The sequence below is a fragment of the Martelella alba genome (genome assembly GCF_005217455.1).
Lineage (GTDB): Bacteria > Pseudomonadota > Gammaproteobacteria > Enterobacterales > Enterobacteriaceae > Acerihabitans.
In genome coordinates this window covers 21,519-38,319 of record NZ_SZPQ01000021.1, presented here as the reverse complement: position 1 = coordinate 38,319, position 16,801 = coordinate 21,519, and the positions used below count along the sequence as shown (strand labels likewise).

Sequence of the window (16,801 nt, the reverse complement as noted above, 5' to 3'; positions counted from 1 at the left end):
GCGCGGCAACGGGCGCCGCGCGAGGGGGGTTAGCTCAGGATCCATTTTTCGAAACGTTCGGTCAGCGCTTCCTGGTTATCGCCCCAATAAACGGCGTTCATCGGCACCAGGCCCTTGATATGATCCGGCGCGGTGGGCAGCAGGGCGGCTTTTTTCTTATCTATAAAATCATAAGCCTTGATATTGGTGGGGCCGCAAGCCAAATCATTGACATAGCGCGACTGGCGTTGCGGGTCCAGGCAGAACCGAATGAATTTGCGCGCCGCTTCGGCTTTCGGGCTCCCATAGGGAATAGTGAAGCCATCGATATTATAAAGTCCCTGTCCCCAGGCGATGGACGCCGGCGCGCCGCCATCAATGGCGGTCTGCGCCCGGGTGCTTAAGACAACTGAAATACTTCGTGGCGGTGGTGGAATATAACAGCATCGCCGAGGCTTCCCGCCATCTGCATATCGCCCAGCCCTCCATCTCCACCGCCATCAAAAGCCTGGAGGAAAGTTTCGATACTCAACTGTTCATCCGCCATCATGCCCAGGGCGTATCCCTGACCACCAGCGGCCGGCGTTTCTTTGAAAAAGCCTCCGAACTCCTGCGCATGTCCTATCAGTTCGAACAAAATACCCGCGCCGATAATGGCATGGTTTCGGGCACCATTTCGCTGGGTTGCTTTGAAACCGTGGCGCCGCTTTATCTGCCAAGGCTTATCGCCGGCTTCAAGAAACGCTACCCGAACATCACCTTGCAGATTCACGACGGCGAACAGCATGAATTGACCCACGGATTACATCGTGGTCGGTTCGATATGGTGATTCTCTACCGGCACGACCTCGACTCCAGCATTCGAACCGAGCCGCTGAACGCGCCGCAAAAACCCTATGCCCTGCTCCAGGCGAACCATCCCCTGGCGCAACGCGACACCGTCAGCCTGGCGGAGCTGAGTCAAGAGCCGATGATCCTGCTGGATGTGGTGCCCAGCCGGAATTATTTTATCGATATCTTTAAAGAGAAAGGCTTGACGCCGGACGTCGCCTACAGTTCGCCGTCCATTGAGATGGTGCGCGGCATGGTGGGACAAGGACTGGGCTTTTCCCTGCTGGTGACCCGCCCCGTTCATGATTTAACCTATGACGGCATGCGGGTCAAACAAGTGGGCATCCGCGATGAGATGAGCAATTCCTGCCTGGTCATGGCTTATTTACGCCACGCGGAAACCACCCGTCCGACCCGTCTGTTTATGGATTATTGCCGGGATCAGGAATTGACCGTCGCCGGACCGGGAGAAGAGCGGGCCGGCGCCTTATCCGCCGCTTAGCAAAAACCACCGCGGTCCCCCGCCCGAAGCGGCCGCAAAAAGCCGGCGGCGTTGATGCGCCGTATTTCCGGCCAAGGGGCGGGAATGCCCCCTTGGCCGGATTTATTCCTCGCCGGGTACGCCGTAACGCGGCGCCGCCGAAGGATTGAGCGCCCGTTGCAAATAGGCGTCGCTTTCGGGTTGCCAGCGCTGCCAAAGCCGCGCCAGTTCGCCAATCGCGTCCTGTTCGCGCCAATCGACGCGCAAATCGGTGACGGGCCAGCTTTGGGCGCCGATGATTTTAACCCCGGCGGAAAAAACCGGCCCGGCTTCGCCTCCCGCCGCCAAGCCGGCCTGCAACGCCGCAATCAACCGATCGCCCAGGCTTTGCGACGCCAGTCCGGCGAACGTTTCCGCCATGGCCGCCGGCACGCCGGCGTCGGCCAGCATATTCCCCGCGGCGATACACCCCTTGCGCCGGGCCACGGCATGGATGCCCAGGGTGTGCGCGCCCTGGAATGCCGCGCCATCGCCGTTGCGGCCGATTACCGTCACCTGCCGCCACTCGGCATAAGGATCGTCGGCCATGGCCGCATCCAGCGCCTGCGCGGCATCCATACCGGCCGCCAGACGGGCCAGAATGGCCGGCCCCAGCGAAGGCAGCGTCACGTTCTGGCTGGAAACGGCGCCCACGCCGCTCATTAGCCACGGACATCGGGCGGCCACCGCCATACTGGAAGAACTCAGCGCGATACCGAACTGGCCGCTTTGCGGACAAAAACCGGCGAGGGAAAACGTCATGTCGCCTCCCCGGGAATCCCCGCTGTCCTATCCATTGCCATCAACCATTGCGGCTGCGCTGATACCGCCCCCAGGGTATCGCGCCCGTGGTTATCCCGTTGCTGGTCGGGATAGGCGCCTTGCGTATCGCGCATTCGGATTCGAGTCGGGATCGGCATACTGTGTTCCTGTGGGTTGCATGTTAACGTCTTGGGATAAAGGAAAACCCGGCTCACGACAGGTGGCCGTGCGAGCCGGATTGCCGGTATTGCTGATAGCGGCGCTGAGTGGCGATATGATCAGCGATATACTTCGCATCGTGCCACACGCCCCAGATAAAGGTGGAGCCGCGGCGCGAAAGCCAGGGCAGGCCGAGGAAATACACCCCCTGTTCGCTGGACACGCCGCGCTGGTGACGGGGCTGGCCGTTTTGGTCAAAGGCGTCGACCTCAAGCCAGCTGTGGTCCGTCGCATAACCCGTCGCCCAGATGAGGGAGGTGATGCCCTGGCTGGCCAGATCAAGACGCGGACAAGGCCGGGTGACACAGTCCGGGTCAGGTAAGAATATCCGGGCTTCCGGCTCCGGCGGCAGGTCCAGCCCATTGCGGGCCACATAGGCGTCCGCCGCGTCCAGCAGGGAAAGGTAATTTTCATCTCCTTTACGGATATTTTCCGCCAGATCGGCAGCAAACAACGCCTCGCCATCCACAAAGGCCTGCGTCCGCCCCGCCAATATCACCCCCTGCCCGGCAAGCCGCCGAAAATCCACCGTATGTCCGCCCCGGGCGCCGCTGACGGCGATGGTCACATGCTCTTTGCCCGGCTGGCTGGCGCCGGCATCCCACAATCCAAGCACGCCCAGCCACCAGCAGAAGTCCCGCTGGCGGTATGTCCGCGGCGGTCGGTCGTGCGGCCCCACCGAAAGATACACCCGGCGGCCCGCCCGATTAAGCTCGTCGGCGATCTGTACCCCTGACGAGCCCGCGCCCACCACCAGCACGCCGCCTTCCGGCAAGTGCTGCGGGTTGCGGTAATCGGCGGAATGGATCTGGTAGAGGTCAGGATCCGTCGGCGCGATGGCCGGTATGACCGGACGTTGAAATGGCCCGGTGGCCGCCACGACATGACGCGCTTCAATAACGCCGGCGGAAGTTTGCGCGATAAAGCCGGGGCGGCCCTCGCATCGGCATACGCGCGTGACTTCAACGCCGGTGCGTACCGGCGCCTCGAATTGCCGCGCATAGGCCTCGAAATAGGCGGCTATCTCATCCTTGGGCGCGAAACCGTCCGGATCGGTATTGGGAAATGCCATGCCGGGGAAACGGTCATGCCAGGCCGGTCCGTTGGCGACCAGGGAATCCCAGCGCCGCGAGCGCCAGGCTTCGGCTATGCGTTCCTTTTCCAGCACCAGGTGGGGAATACCCAAACGGGTGAGATGCTCGCTCATGGCGATACCGGCCTGCCCGGCGCCGATGACCAGGGTATCGATGTCTGTTTTTTCAACTGTCATGTCTGCTTCCTTAAAGGGCCTGAACGGGCTTCGATCCCCGCCCACGGGTCTTCAAGGCTATTGGACTGATCTAATCTGGTAAATTATTAAAAATCTAATAACTAAACATAAAATTATGATGCTTAGCAGCGGAACACCGGCCGGCAATCCATCCCCTTAGAGAGAACCTGGCCGAGATTGCCGCAATTGGCCCACCAGAGTCCGCAGCGCATGCAGTAGATTGCTGGCCCAGAAACGGCCTTCGTCGGTGAGTTGGAAATAACCTTCCTCGTGGCTGAGCAAGCCGCGGCCCCGCCATTGCGATAGCAGGGGGTAAAGGGGCGAAGGGTCGGCAACCAGTTCGGCCAAATCGCCGTGGCCGGTCTCGATAAACCCTTGCAATTGCATTTGCCAGCGGTAATGTTCGTTGACGTCCGTCATCATCATCAGCGGCTTGCGCCCCTGCGCCAACATCGGGTAATACTTCTCCAGACTGCGGTGTACCATGAAGCTTTGTCCCGCCAGATTTCCCCCCGCGCCGCTGCCGAACGCCAGGTAATCGGCCCCCCGCTTGATATTCAGGTTATACAGATTGCGCTCGCGGGAGGTGCGCGCCCAGTGGCTGTTGCTCAGTTGCCGCCAGTCGTGCTCAGCCAACCAGGTTGCGCCTTGCAGATAGCGCTCCCGCGCCTGCGCCACCGAGGGAATGTCCGTCCGTCCGCGGGAGGCGGCTTTTTCCAGGGGCGTACCGGGTAAAAGATTCAGGGCATACAGATCCACGCCGTCCAGGGGAAGGTCGGCAATAATGCGCAAATCCTCGCGCCAGATCCCAAGCGTCTGTCCCGGCAGGCCGAACATCAGATCGCAAATGACCGCGGCGCGGTCACGCTCGGCCAGGCCACGGATAAACGCCACGGCCTGATCACGGTCGGCCCGCCGCCCCAACCGCCGACGAAGACGGGTATCAAAGGTCTGGATACCGATGGAAAACCGATTGGCGCCGGCTTCCAGGCAGGCATCAATACGCTCGTCGTCAAAATTGAGAATCCGCCCTTCCACGGTGATTTCGCAATCCTCCGTCAGAGGCAAAGCCTGTTTCAGCCCGCTTATCAAGCGATGCAGTTGCCCGGCCGTCAGCACGGTGGGCGTTCCGCCGCCGATAAAAATGGCCTTCAGCGGGGTGGACTGGTGCAGGACGCTCGCGCTTTCCAGCGCCAGTTCCTCCATGAGCATGTCGGCATAACGGGCGACCGCCGCATCATGCTCGCGATTAATATAAAACCCGCAGAATTGGCACTGGGTAGCGCAAAACGGGATATGGACATAAGCCAGTCGCGTGTTGCCGGTTATCGGCCGCGTCAGGCGCGCCCGCCATTGCGCGTCCACCTCCCCGACGTCCAGCGGGCGGGCTTGCCGAACCGGCATGGTGGCCCAACGGCCGGCGAACGGCAATCCTTGCCCGCTGGCGTAAAATGAAGATACCTCAAGGGACATACCCCCTCCCGGACGAAGACATAAGTAACACCATAAATGATAATGATATCCATTTGCATTAAATCATCTGATCACTTTAGTCTTAGTCGGGGAAACGTTATTGATGAAAATCAAGATACTGGCCGCGGTAATGCAAAAAAATCGTAAAACTGTCCCTGGGGAGACACGCCCGTAAAGTCCGGGCGTGTGAAAAAAAAGCGATATGCCCGCGCCGGGAGCCGGCGCCGACATACCCGAAAGTCAAAAATCGACGTTCACGCCAAGTTGGAAAGTCCGGCCGGGCATGACCGCCAGCGCCTTGTTATAGGCATCCTGATTGGTGGATTCGGTGATCTGCCGACTGCTCAGGTAATCCCAGTATTTGCGATCGGTGATATTGTAGATGCCGCCGCTCAACTTCACATGGGGCGCCACCCGCCAATAGGCGGTCATGTCCAGCAGGCCATAGCCCGGCACCCGCATATATTGGGTGGCGGAATCGGTTATGGCGCTACCGGTATTGGTATAGCTTTCACGGCTGGTGGCGTCGGCCCGCTTACCCTTGACGAAAGTGGCGGTCAACGCCGCGCCATAACGCTGTGATGGATCATCCCAGGCCACGCCCACCACCGCTTTCATCGGCGGTACGCTGTCCAGGTCGATATATTTGTCCCCCAGGTAGTCGGACTTCGCCGCCCCTTGGGCGTAGCCCAGGGCGAAGGTGGCGCTCAGACCATTCACCGATGGATACCAGGTGCCGAAGGTTATTTTGGTGCTGATATCACCGCCGTAAATATAGGCCTTATCACGGTTTTCCGCTTTATAGGCAATATAGATATTGCTTGGCACATTGGTGAATTGTTCCGGGTTGGACGCGCGGGTATAGCGGGTGTAGGCGATAAAGTTGTCGTAAGTGTTGTAGAACAGGGACGTATGGAAAGTGACGCCATCCGTCACTTTGCCCTTCATGCCCCATTCGACGTTGTTGCTGGTTTCCGTTTTCAAATCCGAATTGCCGATCAGGGCGTACTGTGACGTGCCGGCATAGCTGGAGCCAAGGTTCCAGGAACCGTACAACTGGCTGGCATTGGGGAATTGCGCGCCGCGCTTATATTGCAGATAGGTCATCAGATCGGGGGTGAGGTTATACAGGAAGCTTAACGACGGCAACACCTGGGTATCGGAGAAATCCTTACCGTACAGCGATTGTACCTCATCCGCGGTGAGTACCGTGCTACCGCTGGCCAAACTGGAGAAATTGCGCGCCTCGGCATGCTGCGAGGCGACGCGTACACCCGGCACCACGGAAAACGCATGGCCGCCCATATCAAAACCGATGGTGTCCTGCACGAATCCGCCCAGGACATAACTACGGCTATCCGATTCCGGCTGCATGATTACGGAATAGGTGCTCGGCGTCGGATCCTGGCGGAATGGCCGTTCGGTATCGCTCTGCCTGGCGTTCAGGCCGGCGCTCAGAGCATGGCGGCCGAGGGTTTTGGTCAGCCGGGTTTCAAAACCGTACGTCTTGACATCGTAATCGGAAAATACGGTTTCCATATCGCCGGTGGTGCTGTCCGGCATATAGGTACTGTCGTGCGCCTGGGTCTTTTGATAGTAAATCTTGGTGGTCAAGGTATCGATGTAATCGTTATAGGGCGTCCATTCGTCTTGCAGGCTCAGGCCCCAGCGGCGGGTATTGCTCTGCTGCCGAGCGGTGCCGAGGATGGCGCTGCCCGAGGAGTTCCAGGAATCATAATGGGTGTGGTAGACCTTTTCATAGTAATCCAGCGTGCCGGTGAGCTTATGCACATCGTTAGGCTGCCAGATACCCGAGGTCATAATGGCATTGGAATGCCAGTTCTCCGGGTAGGCGTCGTGAGTGCCGCTGTTATTGCGGGTTTCCTGGCCGTCCCGGCGGCTAATGGCCACCAGCCCGCGCAGCGTTTCATCGCCGGCGGCGGCGGTGATACCGTTGTGCCAGCCACGGTTGGCGGAATCATAATCGCTCTGATAGCCAAAGTAGGTTTTTTTACCGGGATAGAGGTCATCATCAGCGGATTTGGGGATAAACGACACGGCGCCGCCGATGGCGGTATTGGCGTGATCGGTGGCGGTGGCGCCGGCCTGAATATCGACTTTGCCATACATATACGGGTCGATATAATCCCGACCGATACCAAACGTGTCCAGGCCGGCCCGGCTGACATAAGGACGGCCGGTGGCGTCCGGCTGTTCAATGCCATCCACGTCGATACTCACCCGATTGCTTTCCAATCCACGGATGTTGTAGCCGGTATAGCCGCTGCGATCGAAACCGCTTTTGCCCACCGATGAACCGGCGCTGGAGCCCGTTGCGCTGATAAGCGGCTCATAGCGCATGACCGAACCAAAATCCGTGGCGCCTTTTTTCTGCATGTCGGCGGCAGTAACGGTAATTTGCGTTCCAGCCTTTTTCGGCGCCTGCGCGGTCACCGTAATGGTTTCACCGGCCGTTTTTTTCTTCGCCGCCTTAACAGGCGGTTTTTCCCCGGCCGAAACGCCGGCGGCGGTAGCTTGCGCTGCGTCGTCTGTCAAATCATCAGCAGCGGCGTAACCGGCGCCCACCACTGAGGAGACAAGTGTGCCCAGAATAACGGTTTTGGTGAATAACCTTCTGGATGGGAAAGATGTGAACATTTTTATCCCTGCTCTCTGTGTTTGTCGTCAGCTCACATCGCTCTCCAGCGCCCTATTATCAAAAACCACACAAATAGTAAAGTTATTGAAAGTATTAGCTTTATTGATTTATGAATAGCAATGCTAATGATAATAACTATCACTCGCAATACATATTTATCAATTTCTCCATTATTCCGTAAAAAAACCGTTTGCAGGGCATGTTCCGCCTGCGTTGAATATCTCCTCGTCGTGAGAAAGCGTCGCCGACAACGCGGCAACCGGACATGTCGTGAAGGGGAAAAATGCGGAAAAGACGCCGGCGGAACGGGAAAGCAGGTCGGCCCCCAGGGCGGCAAGGCGACGTAAAGCCGACTCAGGGCAGCCGGCCGCCGTGCTGGCTAACGGCGTTCGATGCGCCGTGCGGCGTTATCGAGGGCATCGATGATGGCATACAGGGCTTCCAGGGAAAGCGCGCCTTTGGCCAGCGGCAGGTTCAACGCCATCCGGAAATTGTGAATGGCCCGCTGCATCTCCGGGAGACTACGGTTATTGGACAATACGACCGGATGGCCGTTTAGAGTACCGCGGTCTTCCCCTGTATTTTTAACTGTAGTGTGCAGGCAAAAACCGTAAACACCGGCGTTGACATGCCGGGGAAATTCTTATAGTACAATAATTTTCGATATCCAAACCGACCCCTAAAAGGAACCGACCTTGACACCACGTCCCATCATCACCATCACCTACTGCTGCCAGTGCAATTGGCTCTTACGCGCCGCATGGATGGCGCAGGAACTGCTTAATACCTTCAGCGACGATTTGGCCGGCGTCACACTGATACCCGGTACCGGCGGAATCTATCTGATCACGGCGGACGGGGACGTGATCTGGGATCGTAAAGCGCAGGGCGGATTCCCCGAGGCGGCGGAGTTGAAAAGGCGGGTGCGCGATCGATGCTTTCCGGAGCGCGCGCTGGGACACATCGATAAGGCCGGGACGGAAGGCTAAAGTCCTGGGACCCAACATTGCCGCCCATCTCCCGCTGCCGGCCGCGGCGGTGAGACAGGCGGGTTAACCTGCGGGTGGCGGTTGTCAAAGCGCATTCCAGGTTTTCGGCCGGCTTTCCCCATCAAGTTGCACGGCAATATACAATGCCAGCCGATCGTCCAGGTTCGACAGCTTGAGTCCGGTGATTTCCTCAATACGGCTAAGGCGATAATCCAGGGTATGGCGATGAATAAACAACGCATTGGCGGCGACGCTGGTCATATTATTATGTTGAAACCAGACTTCGAGTGTCCGCTGCAATTGTCCATTCTTATCCATCAGCTTCAGTTTCGTTATCGGCATAAGTAATTCCGTTTCCTGCCAGCCGCCTTGCAAACGCTGTAATAATACCGGCAACTTTAAATCTCGGTAATTATAACAGCGCGCTTGCGGCAAGCGCCGCTTGCCAATCACCATGGTGGAATGCGCGGTCTGCCAGGAGCGGGCAATACTATTCCGGCCGGGAAAATAATTTCCCAGCGCGAAACGGATTCGTAAATGTCCCTGATTTTTCATTGAGGTCAATAAAGTCTGAAACTGCCGAAGATGTTCCTGTTCATCCCAACGTCCGTACTTGTTGAAAGCCGGTCTTAATACTGCCAGTTCTGTCAGGGAAATAATGGCTATCAGATTCTTCTCTTCCGGCCGCGCCAATAGACTTTGCAATTCCTGTAATTCCTCAATGGGATTTTCAACATCAAGCTGGCCACTGTCTATCTCAATAGCCACGGCGACGCGGGGCTGAGCCAGGTCGATTCCCATCCGCTCTGCCCATTCCTTTAGCATGGGAGAAATTTCATCCGCGCGGATAAGACTGTGCACCAATTCTTCACGCAAACGATTATCCTGCGCCAGGAAATACAGTAGTTTGGCCTGCTCGACCATCATTTCCGCCGCCATACAGACCAATTCGCCATATTGCCGCAACTGAACGGGATTACCGGTAAGACCAATAACGCCAACCAGTTTACCGTCTATTTTCAAGGGCAGATTAGTACCCGGCCGAACGCCATAGAGATGTTCCGCCATGCTATTATCGACCTCGACGATACGCCCTTGGGAAAGCACCAGCAGCGCGCCCTCATGCAACTCGCCTATTCGCTCGGGATCGCCGCTGGCGATAATTTTGCCTGTTGCATCCATGACATTAACATTTACATTAATTATCTGCATTGTTTTAATAACAATTTGGCGGGCTAGTTTTGGTTCTAAAAACGCATTCATTGCTGTTCTCTCATCGATCCGATATCCCGAGGCGGAATAAAACCACTCATACGCAATTTCGGTTGACGATGTTATAAAAATTCCGCCACGGGAAAAACCGGTCATCGGACGCTAATTCACACTGTCCGCGTCAGACATGCCCTCCTCCCTCCGGCGAGGGTTGTTGGCATATACCGATAAGCCTGCCGATGTTTTCGCAGACTCTGGTCACATTCGCCGGGCCGGCGCGTAATAGCGCGGCCAGCTCGCCGTTGTCGGGAATAATACCGAAAATGGCGTCTATGCCTTCGGCATGCAATTCCTCGCTGCCCCGGCCGATGCGTCCCGCCAGCGCAATCACCGGCACCTGTTGCGCTTTTGCCGTTCTGGCTACACCGTAAGGCGTTTTGCCGAATTTGGTCTGAAAATCAATGCCGCCCTCACCGGTAAAACAGTAATCGGCGTGGGCAAGTTTTTCCGGCAAGCGACTGTATTCCACCACGATATCAATGCCCTTCTTCAGTTCACAGCGGGTAAACGCCAGCAGTCCGGCGCCAAGCCCTCCCGCGGCGCCGGCGCCGGCCAGGCGGGCGACATCCCGTCCGAACTGCCGCTGAATAACCCCGGCATAATGGGCCAGATTGGCGTCCAACTCGACGACCATTTCCGGCGTGGCCCCTTTTTGCGGACCGAAAACATGCGAGGCGCCCTGTGCGCCGCACAACGGGTTGGTCACATCGCAGGCGACGATAATTTCCGTTTCGGCGATGTCCGGCGCCAGCCCCGTCGCATCGATACGTTGCAAGCGGCCCAGGGCGCCGCCGCCCAAGGGCAGCCGTCCGCCGTCTTTATCGTAGAACCGCACCCCCAGCGCCTCGGCCATGCCCGCTCCGCCGTCATTGGTGGCGCTGCCGCCGATGCCCAGGATGATCCGCCGTATTCCCCGCTTCAGACAGGCATTGATCAACTCGCCCGTACCATAGGTGGTGGCCGCAAGGGGATCGCGCTTTTCCCGGACAACATGCTGTATCCCGCTGGCCGACGCCATCTCGATTACCGCCGTTTTGCCATCGCCCAGGATGCCGTAGCAGGCATCCACCGCGTCTCCCAACGGCCCGACGACCTTTTGCCGAAACAATTGTCCCCCGGTGGCGTCCACCAGCGATTGCACCGTTCCTTCACCGCCATCCGCCATGGGGACATGAACGTACCGGGCGTCGGGGAAAACCGCCTTGAGCCCCCGCTCCATCGCAACGCAGACTTCTTTGGCCGTCATGCTCTCTTTGAAGGAATCCGGCGCCAGGACAAATGTTAATGTGTGCATGAAATTCCCTTAATCAATCTAAATAATAAAACCGTAAAACACGACGGCGATAACAGTCATGGTCCCGCCGACCATCGCTTCATAAGGAATCAGTCCCATACGCTGTTTGATGGACATCGCCATGCTATTGGCCGTGACATGGAAGTAATTTCCCTGCGGCAGCGAATCTATCACCGTGGCGCCGGTATGCACCATGACCGCCGATGACAGCGCCGGAATGCCGATATGGATAATCGTGGCGCCGAAAGTGCCGGTCGCCAGTATGACGCCAGTTGAGGTGGATGCGGTGGCGGCCGCCATCAGGATACCGGAGATGGGCGCCAGAAATGTTCCCGAAATGCCGGCGGAATTAATCAGGGCGATGACCTGCTGCGACAGATTCGATGCGCCGATTAATCCGGCTATGGCACCCGCGCCAATCAGGATAAGCACCGTCGCCGTCATTTTTTCGATACCCGATGTGGTGTATTTTACGATCTGTTTTCTTTGCCCCATCGCCAGCATGCCGATAACGCCCGCTATGGGTAACACATACAAGGCATCCAGCTTAACGCGGCTTAAAAAGGCAATATGCAATATCGAACCGAGCGGATTTATCATCAATAGAACAATGGCGACTGCCGGCGCGACAACCGCCATGCCCAGCGACGGGCCGGCATTACTATCGCCATTATCCAGTTCGGCCTCATTATCCGGGACCTGCGGTCCTTTGTGCTTTATCAGTGAAGCCAGAATAACGGTAATACAAAGCCCACCCACGGCGGGAAGCAAACCGGCCAGCATGACATCGCTTAAGCCCAGGTGAAAACCGTTGGCGGCCGCAATGGTATTGGGATTGGGGGAGATAATATTGCCCGCTTTACCGCCGCCGGAAAGCGCCAATAATAATGCCGTTTTGGATATGCCCATGCGATTGCCCACCGATAAAGCGATAGGCGCCACAATCAGCACGGCCACCGGAATAAATACACCCACCGCGGTAATGACCAGGGTGGCCAGCGCCAGCGCGAATATCGCCTTCCCCTCGCCCATACGACGAACAATTTCCCGAGCGATAGTGCCGGCCGCGCCGGATTCCATCATAACTCCCGCCAGAATACCCGCCGCCAGAACCCTGATGACCGTACCCATTATGCTTTGCGTGCCAGAAATCAATAGAGTGACGGTTTGCTCCAGGTTGGCCCCACCAATGACGGCGCCGGCAATAGCGCCGAAGAACAGGGCGTAGACCGGATTTATTTTTTTCAATATTAAAAATATGGCGATAAATAATCCCAATAAAGCGCCATACCAAGTCAATGCCACACCTTGCATGGTAGTCATACTCCTGATTGAAATGTCGGTTTTTTAATTGAAGAGATAAATTATAAATTTCATCAAATATATCCCGCATGTCGGTTTTTAACGCCGATAATAAACACGCAAAGATTATCCTTGGCGAATTGATTTTTTTATATATCCGGTTGGCTAAAAAAGCAGGTCGAAAAAACATAAATATTGCGCCCAACGTCCAGATAAAAGTGATATCAATCGCAATTTTCTTCGCGTCGTTTCTCTCTTCGGTGGTTTCGCCACAACCAGAGGCGTCGTTCGGGCGCCAGGCCGCTTGCCGGCGCCGGCGCTGGCCAGGCGCCCTGGTGTGCGGTACCTTGCCGTCATCCGCAGGGTAAGGCTGCCGCCGGCCAGCCATGGGCGAAACCGGGCCAGGCGTGAACGGGTTGCGGCCTTTGCCGACAGGGTCAGGCGCGCGGCTTAAAGGGAAGAACATTTTTTTGCGGCAGGGTATGTCAATAAAAATTCATTATTATTTTATGCAAAACCGCCCTCTGACTATTTCAGCCCTCTTCCCGACCGGATCTTATGCGACGTTCGTGCGGACCCGCATGTTTGCATTACAGCACGGTGATTAAGGACAAAATTATTTAATAGACGCCGAAACAGTTCTGTTGTATTGATATTGAAGTTCGATTGAATATTATTTTCTAGGCATCTTTCTGACGCGCTCAGACGGAATACTTTCTGATAAAACGGCAAGGAAATGATATGTCTGAAAAGGGCTTACTCTTTAGCGACGCCGTCATGACGCTGGAAAACAGGCACTGGCGCAACGTCGGGCCTTCCCCGGCCTCGGCCACGGCCGCGCTCGAAGCGGGTAAAATTCTGTTCTTTCCCTATCTGGCCTTTTCATTGTCCGCCGGCGAACAGGCCTTGCTTGACCCCCGCCTGGTGGATCCAAAGCGAAAAAATATCAGTTTCCATCCGGCGCCAGGCAGACTCACCGGCGTGGCGGTCCCTGAGCGGCAAGCGGAGATCCGCGCCCTGCTGGAAAGGTATTATCGGCATTGCCTGCAATTGCTGGAGCATGTCCTGCCGGATTACCGGCACGCCGTGCGCGAGCCGGTGGGGACGCTGCGGCTACATCCCATCGCCGCCTGGGGCGCGAAAGCCTCCTGGCGTAAAGACGATAGCCGGCTGCATGTGGATGCCTTCCCCTCCCGGCCAACCCATGGGGCGCGTATTCTCAGGGTGTTCACCAACATCAATCCCAACGGGGAACATCGCGCCTGGCGGGTGGGCGAACCTTTCCCCTCCCTGGCGCGTCGCTACCTGCCGCGCCTGGGCCGCTATTCGCCGTTCAGCAGTTGGCTGCAACAGGTTATCGGCATAACCAAGACCCGCCGCAGCCGTTACGATCACGTGATGCTGAAACTGCACGACGCCATGAAAGCGGATGAAGACTATCAACAACACGGCCCGCAACTGGCGCTGAACTTACCGCCGGGCAGCAGTTGGATCTGTTTTTCCGACCAGACCCCCCACGCGGCCATGGGCGGCCAGTTTATGCTGGAGCAGACCTTTATCCTGCCGGTTGCCGCCATGCGCGCGCCGGAACATGCGCCGATAAACGTTCTGGCGTCTTTGCTGAACAAACCCCTGCTATCCCGTGACTAAGCCGGCATTGCCGGTAACCCGGCCAGAGAACAACCGCTGAACGGCAGGGGCCGATATGGGGCGCGCGCTTGGCGTAACGGGACAAGCCGCGCGACAGGTAGCCATCGCGTTGTCTGTGGCGTAAGCTTAAAGACAGAACGAATACAGGCACGATCCTGAACCGATAACAGACGGTTTGCGGCAGGATGGTCAAACAATCAACCCAGTTGACAGAACGAGGTATGCCATGGGAACCCAGGCGGGCGACAACGACAACGGAAAAGAGCAAGAAAAAGACAAAGAGGCGGCGATTTCCGCTTTTGCGCAAAACAAACTCCTGGATGCCCGTTCATTGATTATCTCGGGCGAAATCAATCAGGCGCTGACGGAAAAAGTGGTGGCGCAGTTACTGATCCTCCAGGAAATCAACGATAAGCCCATCCGGATTTTTCTCAACAGCCAGGGCGGACATGTGGAGGCGGCGGACACCATCCACGACATCATCAAATTCATCAAGCCGGAAGTACAGATCATCGGTACCGGCTGGGTGGCCAGCGCCGGCATTACCATCTTCCTGGCGGCGCAGCACAAAAACCGTTTCGCGCTGCCCAACACCCGTTTCATGATTCACCAGCCCCTTGGCGGCGTGCAAGGCCAGGCGACCGATATCGAAATCGAAGCCAAGGAGATTTTGCGGATGCTCGATCGGGTTAATCGCCTTATCAGCGACGCCACCGGCCAGCCACTGGAAAAAGTACGCAAGGATACCGATCGCAATTTCTGGCTTAGCGCCTCGGAAGCACTGGACTACGGTATCGTGGGCAGTATTATCGCTTCCCATGCCGAATTGCCCTGACGCGCCGCCGCATCCCCCTCATATATACCTTAAATACATCGGGTTGCATCGCGGCGGCAAGTAAGCGACAAATTCGTCGGGAACGAATTTGAACCGCCAACGGCGGGCCTCCGGTGAGAGACAGGATGTCTCTCATGCCTCCCCAGGAGCATAGCCAACTATGTGACTGGGGTGAGCGAACGCAGCCAACAAAGAGGCAGCTTGATGTATGACAACCCTATACTCTGAATACATCGAGTGGCATCGCGACCGGTATTTCCGCCGCAAACCGCGCCCCTAGGCCACGCTATCCGGCTTTTCCATTTGCTTCCATTTGGTGTGTGACAGCATGATCCTGATCAATTTTTTGCCGATCAATATCCACTAGGTTTTATTTAACGAGGATAACCACCAAATTTAACATTGCCTCTTCGCAATTAAGGCAACGTGAAGTATTTAGGGTATAAACAAAGCGAGTCGCTGGCTTTTACCGGAGAACGGTCATGTATATGAAGCAACGACGGGAAATCATTCTCGATTATATCAAAGCACATGATTGGGTTAGCGTTGATTCTCTGGCGGCATTATTTTCCGTTTCCGGCAGAACCATACGCAGCGATTTAACTTACCTCGCTTCATTTGGATTAGTCCAGCGGGTGCATGGCGGCGTCATTTTCACACACCATGCCCTGCTAACGCAATTGGCCGGCAATAATCAGGATCTCAGTAAAATATTGCGCAGCAACGGCGACAGGGAAGACAATAACGCCGCCGACCTTGTCGATCGTGTGCGGCCGAAAAAAAGCCGTGGCGGAAAGGTCTGCATTCTGGGGACGTTCTTCGTGGATATCATTACCAAGGTCGATCATTTGCCCATCAAAGGCGGCGAATTACTGCCGGCGTCGGATATCTCCTTTGGTCCGGGCGGCAAAGGCGCCAACCAGGCTTTAGCCGCCGCCGCGGCCGGCGCGGCGGTGCATTTCGTCGCCAAGGTCGGCACTGATCAGTTCGGCAAAATGGCCTATGATCATCTCGTCGCCTCGGGCATCGAATCTTTTATGCTTTATCAAACCCCGGACGCAGCCACCGGTTGCTCCACCATCTATGTTTCCCAGGAACAAGGCGAAAGTATTATCGCCATCCATCCCGGCGCGAATAAGAAACTCACCGAACCGGAGATAACCGCCATGCATGAAAAAATATCGGCGGCGGATATTTTTTTATTACACACCGGTAATAATATCGATGCCATAGCCGGCGCGCTTAAACTGGCTAATTTATTGAATGTCCCGGTGGTATTGAACCCCGCGCCGTTCACCGAGGAAATTCGGCCCTATCTGTCACGGGTGGATATTATTATTCCCAATGCCCATGCCGCCTCACGATTATCGGGTATGGATATCAACGGATTATCCGACGCCAAGGCGGCCGCCAGGACAATATACAGTCTGGGAGTGAAAACCGTCATTATTACCCTGGGCGAATCCGGCGCATTATTATTTTGCAATTCCACGTTTTACCACTTCCCCGCTTACCCATCGGTCAAGGTGGACACCACCGGCGCCGGCGATGCGTTCTGCGGGGCTTTCTGCGCCATGATGGCCCAGGGCGGCGATGTATTTTATGCAATGAATTACGCCTCCGCCTTCGCCTCGCTGGTGATAGAAAAAGAAGGCGCGGCCACGATGCCCGTTCAGGACGAAGTCAGACATCGTCTGAAAGACGTCCCGGTTTTACCCTGAACGGCAACGTGTTTTAACACGTTGA

The 16,801-nt window shown here is 56.6% G+C and carries 15 protein-coding genes; 5 read left to right on the top strand and 10 right to left on the bottom strand.

Features of this window, described 5'->3' with window-relative positions; all coding sequences use genetic code 11:
* Positions 1–29 precede the first annotated feature (29 nt).
* Positions 30–359 (bottom strand): extracellular solute-binding protein, encoded by a 330-nt coding sequence (locus FCN80_RS27460; RefSeq protein ID WP_373880340.1) that lies wholly within the window; start codon positions 357–359, stop codon positions 30–32.
* Between the two features lie 41 nt (positions 360–400).
* Here FCN80_RS27460 and FCN80_RS14975 point away from each other — a divergent pair, with 41 nt between their 5' ends.
* Positions 401–1,312 (top strand): LysR family transcriptional regulator, encoded by a 912-nt coding sequence (locus tag FCN80_RS14975; protein ID WP_230492690.1) that lies wholly within the window; start codon positions 401–403, stop codon positions 1,310–1,312.
* 102 nt (positions 1,313–1,414) lie between these two features.
* Here the strand turns inward: FCN80_RS14975 and FCN80_RS14970 are convergent, their stop codons facing one another.
* The 6 genes from FCN80_RS14970 to FCN80_RS26460 all read right to left on the bottom strand — a co-directional run bounded on the left by FCN80_RS14970 (position 1,415) and on the right by FCN80_RS26460 (position 8,251).
* Positions 1,415–2,092, bottom strand: coding sequence for a DUF1028 domain-containing protein (locus tag FCN80_RS14970; RefSeq protein WP_136990975.1), 678 nt, complete (start codon positions 2,090–2,092; stop codon positions 1,415–1,417).
* Positions 2,089–2,250, bottom strand: a complete 162-nt coding sequence (locus FCN80_RS26465) for a hypothetical protein (RefSeq protein ID WP_170975405.1) — start codon at positions 2,248–2,250, stop codon at positions 2,089–2,091. The genes FCN80_RS14970 and FCN80_RS26465 overlap by 4 nt, the downstream gene beginning before the upstream one ends.
* A gap of 53 nt (positions 2,251–2,303) precedes the next feature.
* Positions 2,304–3,581 (bottom strand): flavin-containing monooxygenase, encoded by a 1,278-nt coding sequence (locus FCN80_RS14965; RefSeq protein WP_136990974.1) that lies wholly within the window; start codon positions 3,579–3,581, stop codon positions 2,304–2,306.
* A gap of 156 nt (positions 3,582–3,737) precedes the next feature.
* Positions 3,738–5,054: a heme anaerobic degradation radical SAM methyltransferase ChuW/HutW gene (gene hutW / locus FCN80_RS14960; protein WP_136990973.1), complete on the bottom strand. Its 1,317-nt coding sequence runs from the start codon at positions 5,052–5,054 to the stop codon at positions 3,738–3,740.
* A gap of 240 nt (positions 5,055–5,294) precedes the next feature.
* Positions 5,295–7,712 (bottom strand): TonB-dependent receptor domain-containing protein, encoded by a 2,418-nt coding sequence (locus tag FCN80_RS14955; RefSeq protein WP_136990972.1) that lies wholly within the window; start codon positions 7,710–7,712, stop codon positions 5,295–5,297.
* Between the two features lie 380 nt (positions 7,713–8,092).
* A complete protein-coding gene (locus FCN80_RS26460; protein WP_170975404.1) occupies positions 8,093–8,251 on the bottom strand; it encodes a hypothetical protein in 159 nt (52 codons plus the stop codon).
* Between the two features lie 157 nt (positions 8,252–8,408).
* Between FCN80_RS26460 and FCN80_RS14950 the strand changes: the two genes are divergently transcribed.
* On the top strand, positions 8,409–8,702 hold the full coding sequence (locus FCN80_RS14950; protein WP_136990971.1) for an Rdx family protein: 294 nt from the start codon (positions 8,409–8,411) through the stop codon (positions 8,700–8,702).
* 84 nt (positions 8,703–8,786) lie between these two features.
* Here FCN80_RS14950 and FCN80_RS14945 read toward each other — a convergent pair whose 3' ends face one another.
* The 3 genes from FCN80_RS14945 to FCN80_RS14935 form a co-directional block, all read right to left on the bottom strand.
* Positions 8,787–9,965 carry a sugar diacid recognition domain-containing protein gene (locus FCN80_RS14945; protein ID WP_136990970.1) on the bottom strand — a complete coding sequence of 393 codons (1,179 nt, stop codon included), beginning with the start codon at positions 9,963–9,965 and terminating at the stop codon, positions 8,787–8,789.
* A 130-nt stretch (positions 9,966–10,095) separates the two neighbouring features.
* Entirely contained in the window at positions 10,096–11,268 is a 1,173-nt protein-coding gene (locus FCN80_RS14940) for a glycerate kinase family protein (RefSeq protein WP_136990969.1), read from the bottom strand.
* Positions 11,269–11,286: 18 nt separating this feature from the next.
* Complete coding sequence (locus FCN80_RS14935; RefSeq protein ID WP_230492689.1) at positions 11,287–12,591, bottom strand: GntP family permease; 1,305 nt, start codon at positions 12,589–12,591, stop codon at positions 11,287–11,289.
* Between the two features lie 720 nt (positions 12,592–13,311).
* Here FCN80_RS14935 and FCN80_RS14930 point away from each other — a divergent pair.
* The 3 genes from FCN80_RS14930 (at position 13,312) to FCN80_RS14920 (ending at position 16,776) form a co-directional block, all read left to right on the top strand.
* A complete protein-coding gene (locus FCN80_RS14930) occupies positions 13,312–14,220 on the top strand; it encodes a Kdo hydroxylase KdoO (protein WP_170975403.1) in 909 nt (302 codons plus the stop codon).
* 226 nt (positions 14,221–14,446) lie between these two features.
* The gene (locus FCN80_RS14925) at positions 14,447–15,055 is read left to right on the top strand and encodes an ATP-dependent Clp protease proteolytic subunit (RefSeq protein ID WP_136990968.1); all 609 of its coding nucleotides are present in this window, start codon (positions 14,447–14,449) and stop codon (positions 15,053–15,055) included.
* 482 nt (positions 15,056–15,537) lie between these two features.
* Positions 15,538–16,776: a PfkB family carbohydrate kinase gene (locus FCN80_RS14920; protein WP_136990967.1), complete on the top strand. Its 1,239-nt coding sequence runs from the start codon at positions 15,538–15,540 to the stop codon at positions 16,774–16,776.
* The last annotated feature ends 25 nt before the right edge of the window (positions 16,777–16,801 follow it).

Coding starts and splice junctions, on each gene's coding strand:
- FCN80_RS14970 (WP_136990975.1), bottom strand. CDS start 2,092: ATGACGTTTTCCCTCGCCGGTTTTTGTCCGCAAAGCGGCCAGTTCGGT.
- FCN80_RS26465 (WP_170975405.1), bottom strand. CDS start 2,250: ATGCCGATCCCGACTCGAATCCGAATGCGCGATACGCAAGGCGCCTAT.
- FCN80_RS14965 (WP_136990974.1), bottom strand. CDS start 3,581: ATGACAGTTGAAAAAACAGACATCGATACCCTGGTCATCGGCGCCGGG.
- hutW (WP_136990973.1), bottom strand. CDS start 5,054: ATGTCCCTTGAGGTATCTTCATTTTACGCCAGCGGGCAAGGATTGCCG.
- FCN80_RS14955 (WP_136990972.1), bottom strand. CDS start 7,712: ATGTTCACATCTTTCCCATCCAGAAGGTTATTCACCAAAACCGTTATT.
- FCN80_RS14945 (WP_136990970.1), bottom strand. CDS start 9,965: ATGAATGCGTTTTTAGAACCAAAACTAGCCCGCCAAATTGTTATTAAA.
- FCN80_RS14940 (WP_136990969.1), bottom strand. CDS start 11,268: ATGCACACATTAACATTTGTCCTGGCGCCGGATTCCTTCAAAGAGAGC.
- FCN80_RS14935 (WP_230492689.1), bottom strand. CDS start 12,591: ATGACTACCATGCAAGGTGTGGCATTGACTTGGTATGGCGCTTTATTG.
- FCN80_RS14930 (WP_170975403.1), top strand. CDS start 13,312: ATGTCTGAAAAGGGCTTACTCTTTAGCGACGCCGTCATGACGCTGGAA.
- FCN80_RS14925 (WP_136990968.1), top strand. CDS start 14,447: ATGGGAACCCAGGCGGGCGACAACGACAACGGAAAAGAGCAAGAAAAA.
- FCN80_RS14920 (WP_136990967.1), top strand. CDS start 15,538: ATGTATATGAAGCAACGACGGGAAATCATTCTCGATTATATCAAAGCA.